This is a genomic window from Pseudomonas sp. Irchel s3f10 (assembly GCF_900187515.1).
In the GTDB taxonomy this organism is placed as follows: domain Bacteria; phylum Pseudomonadota; class Gammaproteobacteria; order Pseudomonadales; family Pseudomonadaceae; genus Aquipseudomonas; species Aquipseudomonas tensinigenes.
This window is the reverse complement of the sequence record NZ_FYDZ01000023.1, coordinates 1-19,570: the sequence shown is the minus strand read 5'-3', so window position 1 is coordinate 19,570 and position 19,570 is coordinate 1. Positions and strand designations below refer to the sequence as shown.

General features: G+C 58.3%; 21 protein-coding genes. 8 read left to right on the top strand and 13 right to left on the bottom strand.

Going from position 1 to position 19,570, the window contains the following annotated elements; all coding sequences use genetic code 11:
* Positions 1-66 precede the first annotated feature (66 nt).
* From CKW17_RS28395 to CKW17_RS28380, 4 genes are all read left to right on the top strand, one after another.
* Complete coding sequence (locus CKW17_RS28395; RefSeq protein WP_095123190.1) at positions 67-1,878, top strand: penicillin-binding protein activator; 1,812 nt, start codon at positions 67-69, stop codon at positions 1,876-1,878.
* The gene (locus CKW17_RS28390) at positions 1,878-2,240 is read left to right on the top strand and encodes a YraN family protein (RefSeq protein ID WP_034156479.1); all 363 of its coding nucleotides are present in this window, start codon (positions 1,878-1,880) and stop codon (positions 2,238-2,240) included. Before CKW17_RS28395 ends, CKW17_RS28390 begins: the two co-directional genes overlap by 1 nt.
* A 104-nt stretch (positions 2,241-2,344) precedes the next feature.
* Positions 2,345-2,938 carry a phosphoheptose isomerase gene (locus tag CKW17_RS28385; protein WP_007917022.1) on the top strand — a complete coding sequence of 198 codons (594 nt, stop codon included), beginning with the start codon at positions 2,345-2,347 and terminating at the stop codon, positions 2,936-2,938.
* Positions 2,935-3,513, top strand: a complete 579-nt coding sequence (locus tag CKW17_RS28380; protein ID WP_007917023.1) for a BON domain-containing protein — start codon at positions 2,935-2,937, stop codon at positions 3,511-3,513. The genes CKW17_RS28385 and CKW17_RS28380 overlap by 4 nt, the downstream gene beginning before the upstream one ends.
* A gap of 65 nt (positions 3,514-3,578) precedes the next feature.
* Here the strand turns inward: CKW17_RS28380 and CKW17_RS28375 are convergent, their stop codons facing one another.
* The 7 genes from CKW17_RS28375 to rplM all read right to left on the bottom strand — a co-directional run bounded on the left by CKW17_RS28375 (position 3,579) and on the right by rplM (position 8,465).
* A complete protein-coding gene (locus tag CKW17_RS28375) occupies positions 3,579-3,992 on the bottom strand; it encodes a ClpXP protease specificity-enhancing factor (RefSeq protein ID WP_016985146.1) in 414 nt (137 codons plus the stop codon).
* A 16-nt stretch (positions 3,993-4,008) separates the two neighbouring features.
* Positions 4,009-4,626 (bottom strand): glutathione S-transferase N-terminal domain-containing protein, encoded by a 618-nt coding sequence (locus CKW17_RS28370; RefSeq protein WP_007917025.1) that lies wholly within the window; start codon positions 4,624-4,626, stop codon positions 4,009-4,011.
* 146 nt (positions 4,627-4,772) lie between these two features.
* Positions 4,773-5,555 carry a cytochrome c1 gene (locus CKW17_RS28365; RefSeq protein ID WP_038361065.1) on the bottom strand — a complete coding sequence of 261 codons (783 nt, stop codon included), beginning with the start codon at positions 5,553-5,555 and terminating at the stop codon, positions 4,773-4,775.
* Positions 5,555-6,766: a cytochrome bc complex cytochrome b subunit gene (locus CKW17_RS28360; RefSeq protein ID WP_095123188.1), complete on the bottom strand. Its 1,212-nt coding sequence runs from the start codon at positions 6,764-6,766 to the stop codon at positions 5,555-5,557. The genes CKW17_RS28365 and CKW17_RS28360 overlap by 1 nt, the downstream gene beginning before the upstream one ends.
* A complete protein-coding gene (petA, locus tag CKW17_RS28355; RefSeq protein ID WP_007917031.1) occupies positions 6,766-7,359 on the bottom strand; it encodes a ubiquinol-cytochrome c reductase iron-sulfur subunit in 594 nt (197 codons plus the stop codon). Before petA ends, CKW17_RS28360 begins: the two co-directional genes overlap by 1 nt.
* A gap of 270 nt (positions 7,360-7,629) precedes the next feature.
* Positions 7,630-8,022 (bottom strand): 30S ribosomal protein S9, encoded by a 393-nt coding sequence (gene rpsI, locus CKW17_RS28350; RefSeq protein ID WP_008080273.1) that lies wholly within the window; start codon positions 8,020-8,022, stop codon positions 7,630-7,632.
* A gap of 14 nt (positions 8,023-8,036) precedes the next feature.
* Positions 8,037-8,465: a 50S ribosomal protein L13 gene (gene rplM, locus CKW17_RS28345; RefSeq protein ID WP_007917032.1), complete on the bottom strand. Its 429-nt coding sequence runs from the start codon at positions 8,463-8,465 to the stop codon at positions 8,037-8,039.
* Positions 8,466-8,710: 245 nt separating this feature from the next.
* Between rplM and CKW17_RS28340 the strand changes: the two genes are divergently transcribed.
* Entirely contained in the window at positions 8,711-9,751 is a 1,041-nt protein-coding gene (locus CKW17_RS28340) for an NADP(H)-dependent aldo-keto reductase (protein ID WP_007917033.1), read from the top strand.
* Between the two features lie 106 nt (positions 9,752-9,857).
* Here CKW17_RS28340 and CKW17_RS28335 read toward each other — a convergent pair whose 3' ends face one another.
* Positions 9,858-10,994, bottom strand: coding sequence for an acyl-CoA dehydrogenase family protein (locus CKW17_RS28335; RefSeq protein WP_095123186.1), 1,137 nt, complete (start codon positions 10,992-10,994; stop codon positions 9,858-9,860).
* A gap of 250 nt (positions 10,995-11,244) precedes the next feature.
* On the opposite strand from CKW17_RS28335, the gene CKW17_RS28330 reads away from it, so the two are divergent.
* Positions 11,245-12,141, top strand: coding sequence for a GlxA family transcriptional regulator (locus CKW17_RS28330; protein ID WP_175555647.1), 897 nt, complete (start codon positions 11,245-11,247; stop codon positions 12,139-12,141).
* 184 nt (positions 12,142-12,325) lie between these two features.
* On the opposite strand, the gene zapE is transcribed toward CKW17_RS28330, so the two are convergent.
* The 3 genes from zapE to CKW17_RS28315 all read right to left on the bottom strand — a co-directional run bounded on the left by zapE (position 12,326) and on the right by CKW17_RS28315 (position 15,520).
* Positions 12,326-13,420 (bottom strand): cell division protein ZapE, encoded by a 1,095-nt coding sequence (gene zapE, locus CKW17_RS28325; RefSeq protein ID WP_034156483.1) that lies wholly within the window; start codon positions 13,418-13,420, stop codon positions 12,326-12,328.
* 90 nt (positions 13,421-13,510) lie between these two features.
* Entirely contained in the window at positions 13,511-14,866 is a 1,356-nt protein-coding gene (locus tag CKW17_RS28320; RefSeq protein WP_077574485.1) for a tryptophan--tRNA ligase, read from the bottom strand.
* 24 nt (positions 14,867-14,890) lie between these two features.
* Entirely contained in the window at positions 14,891-15,520 is a 630-nt protein-coding gene (locus CKW17_RS28315; protein WP_038361122.1) for an alpha/beta hydrolase, read from the bottom strand.
* Positions 15,521-15,664: 144 nt separating this feature from the next.
* On the opposite strand from CKW17_RS28315, the gene CKW17_RS28310 reads away from it, so the two are divergent.
* Complete coding sequence (locus CKW17_RS28310) at positions 15,665-16,099, top strand: YhcB family protein (protein ID WP_007917055.1); 435 nt, start codon at positions 15,665-15,667, stop codon at positions 16,097-16,099.
* Positions 16,100-16,327: 228 nt separating this feature from the next.
* Here the strand turns inward: CKW17_RS28310 and CKW17_RS28305 are convergent, their stop codons facing one another.
* Positions 16,328-17,065 carry an OmpA family lipoprotein gene (locus tag CKW17_RS28305; protein ID WP_016985153.1) on the bottom strand — a complete coding sequence of 246 codons (738 nt, stop codon included), beginning with the start codon at positions 17,063-17,065 and terminating at the stop codon, positions 16,328-16,330.
* Between the two features lie 117 nt (positions 17,066-17,182).
* Positions 17,183-17,827: an MBL fold metallo-hydrolase gene (locus CKW17_RS28300; protein ID WP_095123184.1), complete on the bottom strand. Its 645-nt coding sequence runs from the start codon at positions 17,825-17,827 to the stop codon at positions 17,183-17,185.
* A gap of 202 nt (positions 17,828-18,029) precedes the next feature.
* Between CKW17_RS28300 and CKW17_RS28295 the strand changes: the two genes are divergently transcribed.
* Positions 18,030-19,570, top strand: a 1,541-nt coding sequence (locus CKW17_RS28295; RefSeq protein WP_176470135.1) for a M10 family metallopeptidase, incomplete at its 3' end; no start/stop codon positions are given.

Below are 19,570 nucleotides of genomic sequence, written 5' to 3'. Positions count from 1 at the left end.
ATCGCGCCCCGGCCAGTGCTTGGGTACAATTCGACGCTAATTTGATCGAGTATCAGGAACACTTACATGATCGCTTGCCTGCGGCTGTTCACTGCCCTCTGCCTCGCTGCCCTGTTGGCGGCTTGCGCCAGCTCCCCTTCCTCCAGCCTTGGCGAACTTCCACGGACTCCGGATGCCAGCATCGAGCAACTGCTCGAACAGGCTACCCAGGCGAAAACCCCGGAAAAAGCCGCCCTGTTGCGCCTGAGTGCTGCAGACCTGGCTTATCGCCAAGGCAACGCCGGTCAGTCCGCGCAGATCCTGCAACAAGTGCCGATGGAGCAACTCAAGCCCGGCCAGCAGATTTTTGCCAGCACGCTGAACGCCGAACTGGCCATGACCCGCAATCAGCCGAAAGCTGCGCTGACTGCCCTGAGCCATCCAAGCCTGCAACATTTGGGCGAGATGCCTGAAGAGCAGCAAGTGCGCACCGGCACCGTGCATGCCCGCGCCCTTGAAGCCGATGGCCAGACTTTGGCTGCCGCCCGCGAGCGCGTGTTCATCGCACCGATGCTGCAAGGCGAAGCCGCGAGCAAGAACCACGAAGCGATCTGGACCCTGATTGGCTCGCTGCCAACTGATCAACTGCAACCCAACACCACCGACGACCTCGGCGGCTGGATGGGTCTGGCAATGGCGGTGAAATCCGCCGGCACCCTGGAACAACAGCAAGCCGCGATCGATACCTGGCGCGCGCAGAATCCAAAGCACCCGGCTGCAATCAACCTGCCGCTGCCGCTGACCAAGCTCAAGGAACTGGCCAGCCAGCCGCTAAGCAAAATCGCCCTGCTGCTGCCGCAGGACGGTCAATTGGCCGCCGTCGGCAAGGCACTGCGTGAAGGTTTCATGGCTGCGCACTACCAGGCCCAACAAGCCGGGCAGAAGCCGCCGGCGATCGAGTTCTACGACAGCTCGAAACTGACCTCGATGGACGAGTTCTACCGCAAGGCTCAGGCTGACGGCGTGCAACTGGTCGTTGGTCCGCTGGAAAAACCACTGGTCAAACAACTGAGCACTCGCCCGCAACTGCCGATCACCACCCTCGCCCTGAACTACAGCGAAGGCGATCAAGGTCCGGCGCAACTGTTCCAGTTCGGCCTGGCCGCGGAAGACGAAGCCCGCGAAGTCTCGCGCCGCGCTCGCGCCGATGGCCTGCACCGCGCCGCGATCATGGTGCCGAAAGGCGAATGGGGCGACCGCGTACTGCGCGCATTCAGTCAGGACTGGCAGGCTAACGGCGGCAGCATCGTAGCGACCGAACGTGTTGATCAGCCGGTGCAACTGGCCCAGCAGATCGCCGATATGTTCCAACTGCGTCAGAGCGAGGCCCGTGCCAAGAGCCTGCAAAATGCCGCTGGCACCAACGTAGCCGCGCAGCCGTCGCGTCGTCAGGACATCGAGTTCATCTTCTTGGCCGCAACGCCGCAACAGGCGCAGCAGATCAAGCCGACCCTGAACTTCCAGTACGCCGGTGACGTTCCGGTTTACGCGACCTCGCACGTTTACAGCGCCAGCGGCGACGTCAACCAGTACAACGACATGAACGGCATTCGCTTCTGCGAAACCCCATGGCTGCTGGACACCAGCGACCCACTGCGCCAGCAAGTGGTTGCGCAGTGGCCACAAGCCGCTGGCAGCCTCGGGCGCCTGTACGCGATGGGTGTGGATGCCTATCGTCTGGCTCCGCGCCTGGGCCAGCTCAAAGCACTGCCGGACAGCCGTATCGACGGTGAGTCGGGCAGCCTCGGCATGACCCAGACCCAACGCGTCGTGCGTCAATTGCCTTGGGCACAGTTCGTCAGCGGCCAGGTGCAGCGCCTGCCGGACACCCCGCGCTGATGCCTGACAGGTCACGCTCGCAAAGCGGCAAGGATGCCGAGCGCCAGGCGCTCGAGCATCTGCAACAACAAGGTCTGCGCCTGCTGGCGCAGAACTGGTTTTGTAAACGCGGCGAGCTTGATCTGGTCATGCTTGATGGCGATACAGTAGTATTCGTTGAAGTTCGCTACAGAAAAAACACTCAATGGGGTGGCGCGCTCGCTAGCATCGATGGGCGCAAGCAGCAGAAACTGATTTTCGCTGCGCAGTATTTTCTTCAGCGCGAGTCGCGTTGGGCCAATTCCCCTTGCCGCTTCGACGTGGTGGCCATCGACAGCCATCCGGATCAGCTGAACTGGTTGCAGAATGCTTTCGACAGTTGATCGTCGGCGTTGCGACCCGGACAATCCCACCGACAAATTTTGCTCTTTGCTTTGCGGGCTGCACATTCATGTGCCGGACAGCCGCGCTACTTAAGGTCACACAGATGGACATGCAATCCCGAATTCGCCAGCTTTTCCAGGCCAGTATCGACACCAAGCAACAGGCGATGGACGTACTTGCACCGCACATCGAGCAAGCCAGCCAGATCATGGTCAACGCCCTGCTCAACGAAGGCAAAATGCTTTCGTGCGGCAACGGCGGCTCGGCCGGCGATGCCCAGCACTTCTCCTCCGAGTTGCTCAACCGCTTCGAGCGCGAGCGCCCGAGCCTGCCGGCGATCGCCCTGACCACCGACACCTCGACGATCACCTCGATCGCCAACGATTACAGCTACAACGAAGTGTTCTCCAAACAGATCCGTGCGCTCGGTCAGCCAGGCGATGTCTTGCTGGCGATTTCGACCAGCGGCAACTCGGCGAACATTATTCAAGCGATCCAGGCCGCACATGATCGCGAAATGATTGTCGTAGCTATGACCGGACGCGATGGCGGCGGCATGGCGTCGCTGCTGTTGCCCGAGGACGTCGAGATTCGCGTACCGGCCAATGTCACTGCACGTATTCAAGAAGTCCACTTGCTGGCGATCCATTGCCTTTGCGATCTGATCGACAGCCAACTGTTCGGGAGTGAAGAATGACCCCTAATCGCCTTGGCCTTCTGGCCTTGACCCTGTGCCTCGGCATCAGCGGCTGCACCTCGGTGGTGAACGCCAGCCGTGAAGCGCCGATTGATGACGACCGCGGCACCCGCACCTTCGGCAGCAAGATCGACGACTCGTTGATTGAAACCAAAGTGGGCGTGAACGTGGCCAAAGCCGACCCGGCACTGGACAACGATTCGCACATCGTCGTCACCAGCTTCAACGGTGTCGTACTGCTGGCCGGCCAGACACCTCGCGCAGACCTGAAAGCCAAAGCTGAACAGGCGGCAGCGGCGGTCCAACGGGTAAAAACCGTTCATAACGAACTGCAAGTCATACCGCCGTCCGGCTTCCTGGCGCGCCAGAACGACACCTGGCTGACGTCCAAGATCAAGACCCAGATGCTCACCGACGCCAGCATCCCTGGCTCGCGCATCAAGGTCGTGACCGAGAACGGCATCGTCTACCTTCTGGGTCTGCTGACCAAACAGGAAGCGACTCAGGCAACCAATCTGGTTCAGGGCGTTTCTGGCGTACAGAAAATCGTGAAGCTGTTCGAGTACATCGACTGATTCACGATCTCTGTTGGTTTTGTAACGCGCACAAAAAAGGCGATCCATCCGGATCGCCTTTTTTATTACTTCACCACTTTCAAACTCGGCCGACCGCTAGGGCGCGGTGGCTCGCTATCCGGTGGCGGCAGGTCGTCATCCGGCTCAATGTCATCCTCGTCATCCATTGGTGACTCGATATCGAACACCATGCCCTGACCGTTCTCCCGGGCATAGATACCCAGGATCGCGCTGATCGGCACGTAGAGACTGTGCGGGACGCCACCGAAGCGACCTTCGAAGGTCACCACGTCGTTGTCCATGTGCAGATGACGCACAGCGCTTGGCGAGATGTTCAGGACAATCTGCCCGTCACTGGCGAAACCCTGCGGCACCTGCACCGCCGGGTATTCGGAATTGACCAGCATGTGCGGGGTGCAATCGTTATCAACAATCCACTCATAGAGCGCGCGGACCAGATAAGGTCGACTGGAGTTCATAGCGGCTCCTTAAGCCTTAGCGCATATCGCGTTCGACACCAGACAGACTCGCCTGGAAAGCCTCACGCGCAAACGAGCGCTCCATATAATCAAGCAGCGGCTTGGCCGGCCGCGGCAGTTCAATACCCAGAATCGGCAAACGCCAGAGTATTGGCAATAGGCAGCAATCCACCAGACTTTGTTCCTCACTGAGGAAAAACGGCTTGTCGGCAAACAGCGGCGACACGCCGGTCAGGCTTTCACGCAATTCCTTGCGCGCCACGACACGCGCGGCCTCTTTGGACTTGGGATCCAGAATCAGATCCACCAGACCACACCAGTCGCGCTGAATACGATGAATCAGCAGACGACTGTTGGCACGCGCCACCGGATAAACCGGCATCAACGGCGGGTGCGGGTAACGCTCATCCAGATATTCCATCACCACGGTCGACTCCCACAACGCCAGGTCACGATCGACCAGCGTCGGCAGACTGCCGTAAGGGTTTACCTCAATCAGTTTAGGCGGCTGACGACCAGCTTCCACATAAATGATCTCGGCGCTGACACCCTTCTCTGCAAGCACAATGCGCACTCGGTGGGAATAGTGGTCGGCGGGGTCGGAGTAACAGGCCAACCGATTGGTCACGCCCATGGCGATCCTCCTCGCTTGTTGAAATTATCGGAACCGGAAAAACGCGCGCGCCCAGAGGGCGCCTCCCGCAACCTCTGGCTGACCAGACGTTGCGTTATCGGAGGCGCCCTTGGGCGCGCGCGATTAACAGCAATGCTTGAAGCGTATCAGTGCACGTCTTTCCAGTATTCACGCTTGAGCAGGTAGGCGAACACAAAGAAGAACGCCAGGTACAGCAAGACATAAGTACCGATGCGCTGATGTTGCAGCTTAACCGGGTTAGCCGAGTAAGCCAGGAAGGTTACCAGATTCTTGACCTTCTCATCGAACTGCTCTTCGTTCAGAGCACCGGATTTCGGCACGATGGTCAGTTGATCGCACGCTTCATGGGTCAGAGGCGTACCGGTCAGCGGATCATATTGCTTCTTGCCGTCTTCGACGATCTGTACTTGCTTGCAGCCAACAACCTGGCGACCTTGCAGACCGACCAGCACGTTAGGCATGCCGACGTTCGGGAAGACCTTGTTGTTCACACCCCATGGGCGTGCCGGATCTTCGTAGAACGACTTCAGGTAACCGTAGAGCCAGTCGGTGCCGCGCACGCGAGCAACCAGGGTCAGATCCGGTGGTGCCGCGCCGAACCAGGTCTTGGCATCCGCCGGCTGCATGCCGATGTTCATGTGATCGCCGATCTTGGCGCCGGTGAACACCAGCTTCTCCAGCATCAGTTCGTGCGGCACACCGAGGTCATCGGCGACGCGCTCATAACGCTGGAACTTGGCGCTGTGGCAGCCCATGCAATAGTTGGCGAAGGTGCGCGCACCGTCCTGCAGGGCAGCTTTGTCGGAGACATCGATGTCGACTTTTTCCAGCTCCGGACCACCGTGTTCAGCAGCGAAAGACAGGACAGGCAACGCAGCAAAAATCAGAGCAAAAAATAACTTTTTCATCAGCCAGTCACCCTTTCCGGAACCGGTTTGGTCTTCTCGAGCCTGGTGTAGAACGGCATCAGAATGAAGTAGGCGAAGTACAGGAAGGTGCAGACCTGCGACAGCAAGGTTCGCCCAGGCGTCGGCGCAAGCACACCGAGAATGCCGAGAATCACGAACGAAATGCAGAACACCACCAGCCAGATTTTGCTCAGCCAGCCTTTATAGCGCATCGATTTCACCGGGCTGCGATCCAGCCACGGCAGTACGAACAGCACCGCAATCGCCGCCCCCATGGCGATCACGCCCATGAGCTTGTCCGGGATCGCGCGCAGGATTGCGTAGAACGGTGTGAAGTACCAAACCGGCGCAATATGCTCTGGCGTCTTGAATGGGTTGGCTTGCTCGAAGTTTGGTTTTTCGAGGAAGTAGCCGCCCATTTCCGGAAAGAAGAACACAATGAAGCAGAAGATAAACAGGAACACCACAACACCGACAATGTCTTTCACGGTGTAGTACGGGTGGAAGGCAATGCCGTCCAGCGGGATGCCGTTTTCATCTTTGTGCTTCTTGATGTCGACGCCGTCAGGGTTGTTCGAACCGACTTCGTGCAGCGCCAGAATATGCAGCACCACCAAGCCGAGAATCACGATCGGCAGCGCGACAACGTGCAAGGCAAAGAAGCGGTTCAGGGTGATCCCGGAGATCAGGTAGTCACCACGAATCCACTGAGTCAGGTCATTACCGATGACCGGAATCGCACCGAACAGCGAGATGATCACCTGGGCACCCCAGTAGGACATCTGGCCCCACGGCAGCAGATAACCCATGAAGGCTTCGGCCATCAGCGCCAAGTAAATCAGCATGCCGAACACCCAGACCAGCTCACGCGGTTTCTGGTACGAGCCGTAGAGCAAGCCACGGAACATGTGCAGATAAACCACGATGAAGAACGCCGAAGCGCCGGTCGAGTGCAGCAGACGCAGGATCGAGCCGTACTCGACGTCACGCATAATGTATTCAACGGAGGCGAAGGCTTCTTCTGCCGACGGCGTGTAGCTCATCGTCAACCAGACACCGGTGACGATCTGGTTGACCAGCACCAGCAGCGCCAGGGAGCCGAAGAAATAGAAGAAGTTAAAGTTTTTTGGCGCGTAATACTTGCTGAGATGGTCTTCCCACATTTTTGTCGCAGGAAAGCGCGCATCAACCCAATCCATGAATTTGCTCATCACGCTTTCTCCGTATCGACGCCAATGACAATCAGGTCATCGGTCTCATAGGAATGCGGGGGAACTGGCAGGTTCAAAGGCGCAGGTTGCGACTTGTAGACGCGGCCAGCCAGATCGTAGTGGGAACCGTGGCAAGGGCAGAAATAGCCACCGACCCAGTCTTTGCCCAGATCCGCAGGTGCCACTTCGGGACGGAAAGTTGGCGAGCAACCCAGGTGCGTGCAGATCCCGATCAGCAGCAGAATTTCCGGCTTGATCGAGCGCACTTCAGGGTCGACATAGGTGGGTTGCGTGGAGTTTTTGGAGGTTGGATCGGAGAGCTGGCCCTCGATCTTCTTGAGATTCCCCAGGATTTCCTCGGTACGGCGGACAATGAACACCGGCTGGCCGCGCCACTCAGCAATCATCTGCTGTCCTGGCTCGATTTTGCTGACATTCACTTTCACCGGTGCACCGGCGGCTTTCGCCTTGGCACTGGGAAACCATGACCCCACGAACGGGACCGCAGCCCCCACCGCTCCTGCAGCACCCACCACGGATGTGGCTGCTACCAAGAAGCGACGCCGGCCTGCATTCACGCCGTCATTGCTCATTCAGTCCTCTCCCATCAGCTTTTGTGGCCTGTTAAATCAGGCGTCTACTAAATAAATCAATGTTACTTATAAAAATTTTGCCGAGATGGTAATGAAAAGCCCCAATTCTGACAAGGGAATTACCCGGAGCTCGTACCCTCAAGCCTTGCAGTATAGGGGGTCTACGGAAGTGGCAAGTTGTCGCAGCGCAATTCTTTGATAAATCACAGGCATAAAAAAACGCCCGCTTCCGTGAGGAGGCGGGCGTTCTTTTTGAACGCGGAAGCGGAATTAACGCTTCGAGTACTGCGGACGCTTACGCGCTTTACGCAGACCAACTTTCTTACGTTCAACTTCACGGGCGTCGCGAGTAACGAAGCCAGCTTTGCGCAGAGCGCCACGCAGGGTTTCGTCGTAGTCCATCAGAGCGCGAGTGATGCCGTGGCGGATTGCGCCAGCTTGACCACTTACACCACCGCCGATCACGGTGACGTAGATGTCGAACTTCTCGACAGTCTCAGTCAGCTCCAGCGGCTGGCGAACTACCATGCGGGCAGTTTCACGGCCGAAGAAGTTTTCCAGCGAACGGTTGTTGATGGAGATGTTACCAGTACCCGGACGCAGGAAAACGCGTGCGGTTGCGGTCTTGCGACGGCCAGTGCCGTAATTTTGAGTCGCCGACATAATGTACTATTCCGTTAAAACTTCAGTTCTTGGGGCTGCTGAGCAGTATGTGGGTGTGCAGCGCCCGCATAGACTTTCAGCTTACGGTACATGTCGCGACCCAGTGGGTTTTTAGGCAGCATGCCTTTAACCGCGGTCTCGATCACGCGCTCAGGGGCTTTAGCGATCAGCTTTTCAAAGTTGATCGACTTGATGCCGCCCGGGAAACCGGAGTGGGAGTAGTACATTTTGTCAGTGGTTTTAGCACCGGTAACACGAATCTGCTCAGCATTGATTACGACGATGTAGTCGCCGGTGTCAACGTGAGGAGTGTACTCAGGCTTGTGCTTGCCACGCAGACGGCTCGCGATTTCGGTGGCCAGACGACCCAGGGTCTGACCAGCAGCGTCGACGACAAACCAGTCGCGCTTTACTGTTTCCGGTTTAGCAGTAAAAGTTTTCATTCTTTATAGCCTCAGGGGCCGCCCTGTAAATTAGACGGCGGATCTTACTGAATAGTGCGTACTTTGACAAGTCAAAGGCAGCCGGATACAGACGCTTTCGGGGGCTCGGGTCGGCGCGTCCGTTCAACGGCAAGATTCTTCGGCGGCGGCGCATCACTTCCACTGCAGAAAGAGGTCGGCAATTATGCAGATTGCGAAAAATATTTCAACCTGCTTTTATGATTGTTTTGCCCAAGGAGCACCCGATGGACTATCGCCAGCTAGGCCGTACCGACCTGAACGTGAGTGCAATCTGCCTCGGCACCATGACCTGGGGCGAGCAAAACACTGAAGCTGAAGCCTTCGCCCAGATCGAACGGGCCAAAGAAGCCGGGATCAATTTCATCGACACCGCCGAGATGTACCCGGTGCCGCCGAAAGCCGAAACCTATGCCACCACCGAGCGCTATATCGGCAATTACTTCAAAAGTCGCGGTGACCGCGCCGACTGGATCCTCGCCAGCAAGATCGCCGGCCCCGGCAACACCATCGACTACATCCGCGACAAAAACCTGCGCCACAACCGCCAGCACATCACCGCAGCGGTGGACGCCAGCCTCGAACGCCTGCAGACCGATTACATCGATCTGTACCAGTTGCACTGGCCGGAGCGCAGCACCAACTTTTTCGGACAACTGGGCTACAAACACAAGATCGAAGCCAACCTGACTCCCCTCGAAGACACCCTCGAAGCCCTCGACGAGCAAGTGAAGGCCGGCAAGATCCGCCACATCGGCCTGTCCAACGAAACCCCGTGGGGCACCATGCGTTTTCTGGCACTGGCTGAGGCCCGTGGCTGGCCGCGCGCAGTGTCGATCCAGAACCCGTACAACCTGCTCAATCGCAGCTTTGAAGTCGGCCTGGCGGAAATCGCCATCCGCGAACAATGCGGCCTGCTCGCCTATTCGCCGCTGGCGTTTGGTTTCCTGTCAGGCAAGTACGAAGGTGGCGCGCGTCCGCCGAAAGGTCGCCTGAGCCTCTACAGTCGCTTCAGCCGCTATTTCAATGCGCAGTCGGAAGCAGCGTGCAGCCGTTATGTGGCGCTGGCCCGTGAACACGGTCTGGATCCGGCGCAAATGGCCCTGGCGTTCGTGACGCAGCAGCCGTTTGTCACCAGCAACATCATTGGGGCGACGACGCTTGAGCAACTGGACAGCAACATTGCCAGTTTCGATCTGAAGCTTTCCGATGAAGTGCTGGCAGGGATTGAGGCGATTCACAAGGATCATCCGAACCCTGCACCGTGATTGATTCATAGAGCCAATCGCGAGCAGGCTCACTCCTACATTCTGGAACGCATTTCCCTGTAGGAGTGAGCCTGCTCGCGATAGCGGTCTGACCGTCACCAGAATTTCAAAGCGACCGCGCAATGATCTCCTTCATGATTTCATTGGTGCCGGCATAAATCCGCTGCACCCGCGCATCCGCCCACGCCCGGGCCACCGGGTATTCCCACATGAAACCGTAGCCGCCATGCAACTGCACGCATTCGTCGAGCACCTTGCATTGCAGGTCAGTGCCCCAGTACTTGGCCATCGCCGCTGTCGGCACATCCAGCTTGCCTTGCAGGTGCAGCTCCAGACATTTATCGACGAACACCCGGCCGATCTGGATTTCAGTCGCCATCTCTGCCAGCTTGAAGCGCGTGTTCTGGAAGTCGGCAATCGCTTTGCCGAACGCCTTGCGATCACGGGTGTAATCGAGCGTCCACTGCAACGCCGCTTCGGCTGAGGCCAAGCCGCCAATCGCCACCGTCAGACGCTCTTGCGGCAACTCCTGCATCAGATAAGCAAACCCTGCCCCAGCCTGCCCCAGAAGGTTTTCCTTCGGCACGCGCACATCCTGGAAGAACAGCTCCGAGGTGTCCTGCGCCTTCATGCCGACCTTCTCCAGGCGCTTGCCCTTCTCAAAGCCCGGCGTATTCGCTTCAACCAGAAACAGGCTGGTGCCCTTGGCGCCGGCCTTCGGATCAGTCTTGGCGACGACGATCACCAGATCCGCGAGAAAGCCGTTGGTAATGAAGGTTTTCGAACCATTGATCACGTACTCGTCACCGTCCAGCACGGCGGAGGTCTTGACGCCCTGCAGATCGGAACCCGCCCCCGGCTCGGTCATCGCGATAGCCGTGACCATCTCGCCCGAGACCAGTTTCGGCAGGTATTTGTGCTTCAGCGTTTCACTGCCGTAATGCAGGATGTAAGGAGCAACAATGTCCGAGTGTAACGAGAAACCGATGCCGGTCAGGCCCAATCGCCCAACCTCCTCAATCACCACCGCGCTGTAAAGAAAGTCCGCCCCCAGCCCGCCATATTCTTCCGGCAGGTGCGAGCAGAGCATCCCCGCCTCCCCCGCCTTGTTCCACAGTTTGCGGTCGATATGGCCTTGTTTCTCCCATTGCGCATGGAACGGCACGGCCTCTTTTTCGAGGAAGGTTCGTACGCTGTCGCGGAACAATTCGTGCTCGGAGCTGAACAAGGTTCTGGGGATCATGCGGCACCTTTCTTTCTTGTTGGAGTGAGATGACCTTCAGAGACTAAGCCTCCCTTCTGACACAGGACACTGGACACATCCGACAAAAAATAAGACGATCCAGCCGTCTGGTGACCACTTTCCCTTATAAAAACAAAACAAAAGTTGAATTATGTCCAAGCAAGTCTCCACGCCCTTGCGGCGCGTCAGCATCCTGGCAATCGACCGGGTTTTCGCCTCCACTCTCATGCAAGCCAAGGATTTCTTCCATCTGGCCAGCCTGCGTTATGGCAAACAACTGGGCCACGGCCTGACACCGGCGTTTGAAACGCGCTTGGTCAGCCCCGACGGCAAACCGGTGAACAGCTTCAGTGACGTCGTGATGCCGGTCGACGGCGGTCTGGAAAACGCCGATGTCATTATCCTCCCGGCGTTCTGGGACGATTTCGACACGCTGTGCGGCCGTTACCCCCAAGTGTTGCCGTGGCTGCGTGAACAGCACGCCCGTGGCGCGGTGTTGTGCGGCGAAGCCACCGGGGTGTTCTGGCTGGCCGAGGCCGGCCTGCTCAACGGCAAGGAAGCGACCACTTACTGGCGCTTCTTCAATGCCTTCGCCGAGCGCTTTCCCAAGGTCTATCTCAATCAGGACAAGCACCTGACCGATGCCGACAACTTGTATTGCGCCGGCGGCACCACGTCAGCCTGCGACCTGTACATCTACTTGATCGAGCGTTTCTGTGGGGCCAACGTCGCGCAAGCGGTGGCTCGCGATATTCTCTATGAAGTGCAGCGCAGCTATGCGCCGGGGCGTATCGGGTTCGGTGGGCAAAAGCTGCACCAGGACGTGATCATTCTGCAGATCCAGCATTGGCTCGAAGAACACTTCGCCGACAAGTTCCGCTTCGAAGATGTCGCACGCGAGCACGGTATGAGCATCCGCAACTTCATGCGGCGCTTCCAGACCGCCACCGGTGACAAGCCACTGCATTACTTGCAACGGCTGCGTATCGAGACCGCGAAAGGCTTGCTGTCCGGCAGCCGCAAAAGCATCAAGACCATCAGTTATGAGGTCGGCTACGACGACGCGAGTTTCTTTGCGCGGTTGTTCCGCCAGCATACGGAGCTGTCGCCGAACCAGTATCGGCAGCAGTTTCAGCAGGCTGCGTAGCCCTCTGCCCATACACAAACCCATGTAGGAGTGAGCCTGCTCGCGATTGCGTCCGTCCATGCAGTACTTATGTGACTGATCCACCGCTATTGCGAGCAGGCTCACTCCTACAGGGTATTGCGGTGAATTCTGGATATAAAAAAAGGGCCTGCAATTGCAGGCCCTTTTTCTTTGCCGATTCTGTTTAAGGCTTGTGCGCCCGCGACAGGAATTCGTGCGATTGCATCTCCAGCAAACGACTCAGCGTGCGCTGGAATTCGAAGTTCAGACGGCCGCCGGTGTACAGGTCCTTTAGCTCGACTTCAGCAGAAATGATCAGCTTGACGTTACGGTCGTAGAACTCGTCGACCATGTTGATGAAGCGGCGGGCAATGTCGTCGGTGGTGACGCTCATCTGCTCGACACCGCTGAGCAGCACGGCGTGGAAGATCTTGCCCAGTTCGATGTAGTCGTTCTGGCTACGCGGGCCGTCGCACAGTTCGCGGAAGTCGAACCAGGCCACGTCGTCGCAAGTGCGCAGGGCACGGATTTCGCGGTTCTCGATCATCAGCACATCGTTTTCGACCGCGGCAGTGCATTCCGGTGTCAGTGCCTTGAAGCTCTTGCGCAGGCTTTCGTGAGCGGCTTCGTCGAGCGGGTAGTGGAACAGCTCCGCTTGTTCGAGGTGACGCAGACGGTAGTCGACACCGCTGTCGACGTTGACGATCTCGGTGTTCTGCTTGATCAGCGCAATCGCCGGCAGGAAGCGCGCACGTTGCAGACCGTCCTTGTACAGACCGTCCGGAACGATGTTCGAGGTCGCGACCAGGGTCACGCCGTTCTTGAACAGTTCTTCCATCAGCGTGCCGAGGATCATCGCGTCGGTGATGTCGGAAACGAAGAACTCATCGAAGCAGATTACCCGCGACTCGGTCGCGAAGCGCTTGGCGATGATGGTCAGCGGGTTTTTCTCGCCGCCGAGGGTTTTCATTTCTTCGTGCACGCGCTTCATGAAGCGGTGGAAGTGGGTGCGGGTCTTTTCCTTGAACGGCAGCGCTTCGAAGAAGGTGTCGACCAGGTAAGTCTTGCCGCGACCTACGCCGCCCCAGAAATACAGGCCCTTGACCGGCGTCTGATCCTTTTTGCCGAACAGTTTGCTCAGCAGACCCGGCTTGTTCTGATCGGCGGCGATCAGATCCTCGTACAGACGCTGCAAATGACGCACAGCAGTTTCCTGCGCGGCGTCATGGAAGAAGTCCGGGCGTTTCAGATCAGCTTGGTATCGTTCTAGGGGCGTCATAATTCGTTAGCAAGGCAACAAAAACGGGCCGTCACTGTAGCGACGGCCCGTGGGAATGGCAATCGGCCCTTGGTCGGACCGTGCCGCCGATTAGTCCTGAACCGGGGTCAGCGCAACGCGCAGCGCCTCGATGGCCGCGTCCCGCGCAGCAGCGTCGGCGAATGCCGGGCTGTCGCCAACGCACTCGCCTTCCAGCCACACGCTGAAGCTCAGGTCTTCGCTGCGCACGTCCAGCGGCTGGCCGGATTGCAGTTGCTTGGTCACCTGCCCTGCGGTTTTGCCGTCGGCGAAGTTGCGCGACAACAGCAGTTGCTCACCATCGGCCGCCAAAAGACGGAAACGGAAGCTGCCGTCGTCTTCGCGGAAGCTGACGAAACGCGCGGCTTTCGCGGCTTTCTTCTTGGTGGTGGCAGCAACCTGAACCTGATTGACGAAGGAGCGCAGGCCAACGGCTTCGCGCAATTCGTTGAGGAACGGCGTTGCCACGGCACGGGCCTTTTTCGCACCGATCTGCAGAATGTCTTCCAGATCTGCCGGGCGCTCGATCAACTGGTGATACTTGTCGCGCGCTTCGCCGAGATCGTTGTCGAGCAGCTGGAACAGACGGCTCTTCGCCTCGCCCCAACCCAGACCGCCCAACAGTTCGCTGCGGAATTCGTCAGCCTGCGCTGGCGTGGCGAAAGCCTGGAACAGGGTGAACAGGTGCGAGTTGTCAGGATCCTTGGCTTCGCCTGGCGCTTTGGAGTCGGTGACGATCCGCGAGATCGCGTCCTTCATCTCTTTGGCGCTGGAGAACAACGGGATGGTGTTGTCGTAGCTCTTCGACATCTTGCGACCGTCGAGGCCAGGCAACGTCGCCACGCTCTCTTCAATCAGCGCTTCGGGCATGGTGAAGAATTCTTTGCCTTGACCGAACAGGTGGTTGAAGCGCTGGCCGATGTCGCGGGCCATTTCGACGTGCTGGATCTGGTCGCGACCGACCGGCACCTTGTGCGCGTTGAACATCAGGATGTCTGCGGCCATCAGCACCGGGTAGCTGTAGAGGCCCATGGTGATGCCGGCATCCGGGTCTTCACCGGTTTCAACGTTCTTGTCCACCGACGCCTTGTAAGCGTGCGCACGGTTGAGCAGACCCTTGGCCGCGACGCAGGTCAGCAGCCAGGTCAGCTCAGGGATTTCCGGGATGTCGGACTGGCGGTAGAACGTCACGCGGTCGACATCGAGGCCACCGGCCAGCCAGGTCGCGGCGATTTCCAGACGCGAGCGCTGGATGCGCAGCGGGTCATCGCATTTGATCAGGGCGTGGTAGTCGGCCAGAAAGTAGAACGAATCGGCATTGCTGTCGCGGCTGGCAAGGATCGCCGGGCGGATGGCGCCGGCGTAGTTGCCCAGGTGCGGCGTGCCGGTGGTGGTGATGCCGGTGAGGATACGGGTACGGTTCGTCATGGGTAATCGCTTGTCAGACTGCAATCAATTCGAGAGACGCGGCAGGATCAGATCCTTGAGATCGGTCAGCTTGCCATGAAAAAAGTGTCCGCATTCTGCCACTTTCAGCAGCTCATGGGGGCGCTGGAGTTTTTCCGACCAGTCGTAAACCAGCTGCGGATCGATGACCTCGTCGGTTTCCGGCTGGATCACCGTGAGTTCACCCTGCTGCGGCAGTTGATCCTGCTCGCCCAGACGCATCACCGCCGGCGCAACCATGAACAGGTGCTTGAGCTGTACGCCCTGCGCTTCGAGTCGACCGCCGAGACTTGCTGCAACAAATCCGCCGAAGGAGAAACCGAACAGGGTCAGCGGCAGATCCGGGTGTTTTTCCCGCAGCCATGCGGCGGCAGCCTGGGCATCGTCGACTTCACCGGTACCCATGTCGTGCGAACCTTCGCTGGCACCAACGCCGCGATAGTTGAAGCGCAAGGTGATCAGGCCCGCGTCGCGCGCGGTGCGCTGCAGGGTCGAGACGACCTTGTTGAGCATGGTGCCGCCCTGCACGGGGTTCGGATGGCAGATCAGCGCGATGCCGATTGGCTGCTCGTTATCCAGGTACAGAGACTCAAGTTGACCCACCGGGCCGTCAATCACTACAGGGGTTTCACGCATCAGCAAGGAAGGAACTCCGTGACCTCGAATCGGGTCGACTCGTCTAGCAAATTGTCTGTGCCAATCTATTGCGAGTGAATCGCGGTATACAGCGCAGGTTCGAGCCGTTAACGTAAAGCAAAGCCGTTTATAGAGGAAGGACTCGTGGAACACTCGCTCTTAGTTTGGTTGTTACCGACTCTTGCCCTGGTTGTGGGTGTCGCCATTGGATTCCTGATCGCGCGCGTTGCACCGAACGCCGCGCCGAGCCGTACGCAGCGTCAACTGGATGATATCCAGGAGCGTTTCGACAGTTATCAAAACGAGGTGGTCACCCACTTCAACAGCACCGCGATGCTGGTCAAGAAACTGACCCAGAGCTATCAGGAAGTGCAGGACCATCTCGCCGAGGGCGCCAATCGTCTGGCCCTGGACGAGCAGACCCGCCAGCGCCTGATCGCTGCCCTGCACGCTGACGCGGCAGTCGCGCCACGCGAACGCCTGACGCCACCGCGCGATCAGGAGCCGCCACGCGACTACGCACCGAAGACCCCGAACTCGCCGGGCATGCTCGATGAGCACTATGGTCTGAAGAAGTAATCAGCCTTCGCTGACAAACCAAAAGCCCCCGGACAGTGATGTGTCCGGGGGCTTTTTTGTGTCCGATGATTTGTGCCTGATTGTTATGCCCCCTTCGCGAGCAGGCTCGCTCCCACAGGGGAATGCATTTCAAATGTGGGAGCGAGCCTGCTCGCGAAGGGGCTGACACAGGCCAGACAAAAAAATGCCCGATCACCGGACCGGGCATTTCTTCATTCAGGCAAGCGCTTACGGATACTGCTGAACCGTACCCGGCTGCTGTTGCTGCTGACCACCATACTGCTGGCCCGGAATCGCCTTCAGGTTGACTTCAACGCGACGGTTCTGCGCCCGGCCATTCACGTCACCGTTGCTGGCAATCGGGTTATCCGGACCGGCGCCACGGGCCGAGAGGTTGGCACCGCTGACACCTTGCGAGGTCAGGTAAGTCGCCACGCTCTGTGCACGACGCTGGGACAGGTCCATGTTGTGCTGGCGGCTGCCCGTGCTGTCGGTGTAGCCAACGATTTCGATCTGGTTCTGGCTGAACTCTTTCAACGAGCCCGCGAGGTTGTTCAACGGTTGGTAGAAGCTGGAAGCGATATTCGCCGAATCGGTGGCGAAAGTGATGTTGCCCGGCATGATCAGTTTGATTTGATCGCCCTGACGCTGCACTTCAACACCGGTATTGGCCATGCTCGCGCGCAGTTTCTTTTCCTGCTGATCGGCGTAGTAGCCGTAACCGGCAGCGGAAGCGCCCACCACGGCGGCACCGATCAAGGCACCTTTGCCGCGATTGTTGTGGTCGATAGCGGCGCCGGCAAGCGCACCGGCCAGAGCACCCAGGCCGCCGTACTTGGCGGTTTTGCTCATGCCTTGCGAGCCACCGTCGGCCTGGCCTTGATTGTCATACGGGTTAGGCGAGGCGCAGCCGGACAGCACGGCCACGGCAGTAGCGACAATAATCAAACGACGCGTGGTGAACATGGAGAGCTCCTGGTTTTCGCATTCTGTGGTGCAGCGGCCCAATTGGTTAATGGACCTGCGCGGGCGTTTGATCATGACAATGCACAAAAATTCCGCCGGACACTCGTGACAAAATATTTAGGCCCTGACGAACGGGTTTTCGCGCATTTCATCACCCAGACGCGTATCCGGCCCGTGACCGGTCACCACGGTCGCATCCTCGTCCAGCGTATATAGCCGCTGCTTGATCGAACGCACGATGGTCGCCTGATCGCCGCCCCACAAATCCGTGCGCCCTACGCCGCGACGAAACAACGTATCGCCGGCTATCAACAGCTTAGCCTCGGAAAACCAAAAGCTCATGGAACCGGGTGTATGTCCCGGCGTATGCAGGGCCACGCCGCAACCGCAGGCCAGTTCTTCATCGTCGCTCAACCAGCGATCCGGCGCTGGCACCGGCGTGTAGGGAACACCGAACATCTGGCATTGCATCTCGAGGTTGTCCCACAGGAACTGGTCATCCTTATGCAGATGCAGGGTCGCGCCGGTTTTTTCCTTCATCTGCCCGGAAGCGAGGAAATGATCGAGATGCGCGTGGGTGTGGATGATGCTGACGACCTTAAGGCCGTGAGCATCGAGTCGCGCCATGATCAGATCCGGATTGCCACCCGGATCAACGACGATGGCTTTCTTTGTAGCAGGGTCGCCAATGATGGTGCAGTTGCACTGGAGCGGGCCGACGGGGAAGGTTTCGCGGATGAGCGACGGGGTGGTTGCAGGCATAAGAATCCTCGACAAACGGCTGATGGCGCTTACTAAGGATTCTACTGCAGGAGCCGATACAAAAAACCAGGCCAGTAATTTGACGCCACCAATCTGAAAATGGTGGCCAAATGATGTCATTTTTATAAATTCTCATGCAAAATCGGATTCTTTTTTGTAGCGACCGCATTCAGGATGGGTCGCATAGCGCCCAGGGAAAACCATGCCTACACCTTCATCGTATTCATTTTCGTTTCCTTCATCACTGACCGGCAACAAGTACGCTGACAGCCTGATCTCCGGAACATATTGGCTGGGGGCAAACTGGCCTGCTTCGGGTCCGACCAGCCTTAGCTACAGCTTCATGGCGCCCAATACCTCTTACTTCATCACTAACTACAGCCCTGACAACGAATACAACGCGTTGTACGAACTGACGAGCGGGCAGAAAACTGCGGTGACCAATGCCTTGGCCACCTGGAGTGCTGTCGCCAACCTCAGCTTCACGCTAACCAGCGATGACATCAACAACGTGGGTGACCTTCGCTTCGGCGGCTATCGGTTGATGGATAACCAGACAGCTGCCTGGGGCTACTTCCCGGCCAACAATCCAACCGCCGGCGATGTCTGGATCGGCCCGGAGACCAACGACCCGAATCCGGGTAAAGGCACCTACGACTACCTGACCTTTGTCCACGAAATCGGACACGCGCTCGGGCTCAAGCATCCATTCGATGTCAGTTCGAGCAACAAGACGCTGCTGGACTCGGCGCTGGACGATGCTCACTACACAGTGATGAGCTACAACAGCAACTATTCCTATCAGCCGACCACGCCGATGCTGCTCGACATCCTGGCGATTCAGAGCCTGTATGGCGCCAACATGCAGTGGCAGACCGGAAACAACGTCTACTCATGGGCTTCTGACCAGTCAATTTTCGAAACCATTTGGGATGGTGGCGGCATCGACACCCTCGATGGCAGCAACCAACTGGCGGCCGTAACCCTCAATCTGAATGAAGGTACGTTCAGCCAGATCGGCAAGGCGTTTGTCGACCAGTCAACGGCAAGTCTCATCAATAACGGTCTTGCGATTGCGTATGGCGCAAAAATCGAAAACGCCATCGGCTCGAATTTCGATGACATTCTGTATGGCAACGAGTTGGATAACGTACTCAACGGCAATGGCGGCGCAGACACCATGTACGGTGGCGCAGGCAACGACACGTACTACGTTGACAATGCCGGGGACGTTATTTTCGATTATCCGGGCATGGGCACCGACACCGTCGTTTCCTCCATCAGTTACGTTCTCGGGGCGCACCTGGAGAACCTGACGCTGGCTGGCGTCGCCAACCTCAATGGCACCGGTAATGCATCGAGCAATACAATCATCGGCACAGCCGGCGATAACGTCCTCGACGGCGGTCAGGGCGCAGATGCCCTGATCGGTGGCGCGGGCAACGACACCTACATCGTCGACAACCTCGGTGATACGGTCACGGAAACCAGCACCCTTGCCAGTGAAATCGACACGGTTCGAAGCTCCGTGGCCTTCACATTGGGCGCCAACGTCGAAAACCTCGCTCTGACCGGCCTCAATACAGTCAACGGCACCGGCAACGAACTGGACAACGGCATCACCGGCAACGAACAGGCCAACACCCTGGACGGCGGCCTCGGGGCCGACACCATGATCGGTGGCGGTGGTTTCGACAGTTACTACGTCGATAACGTCGGTGACGTGGTGATCGAAACCGACGC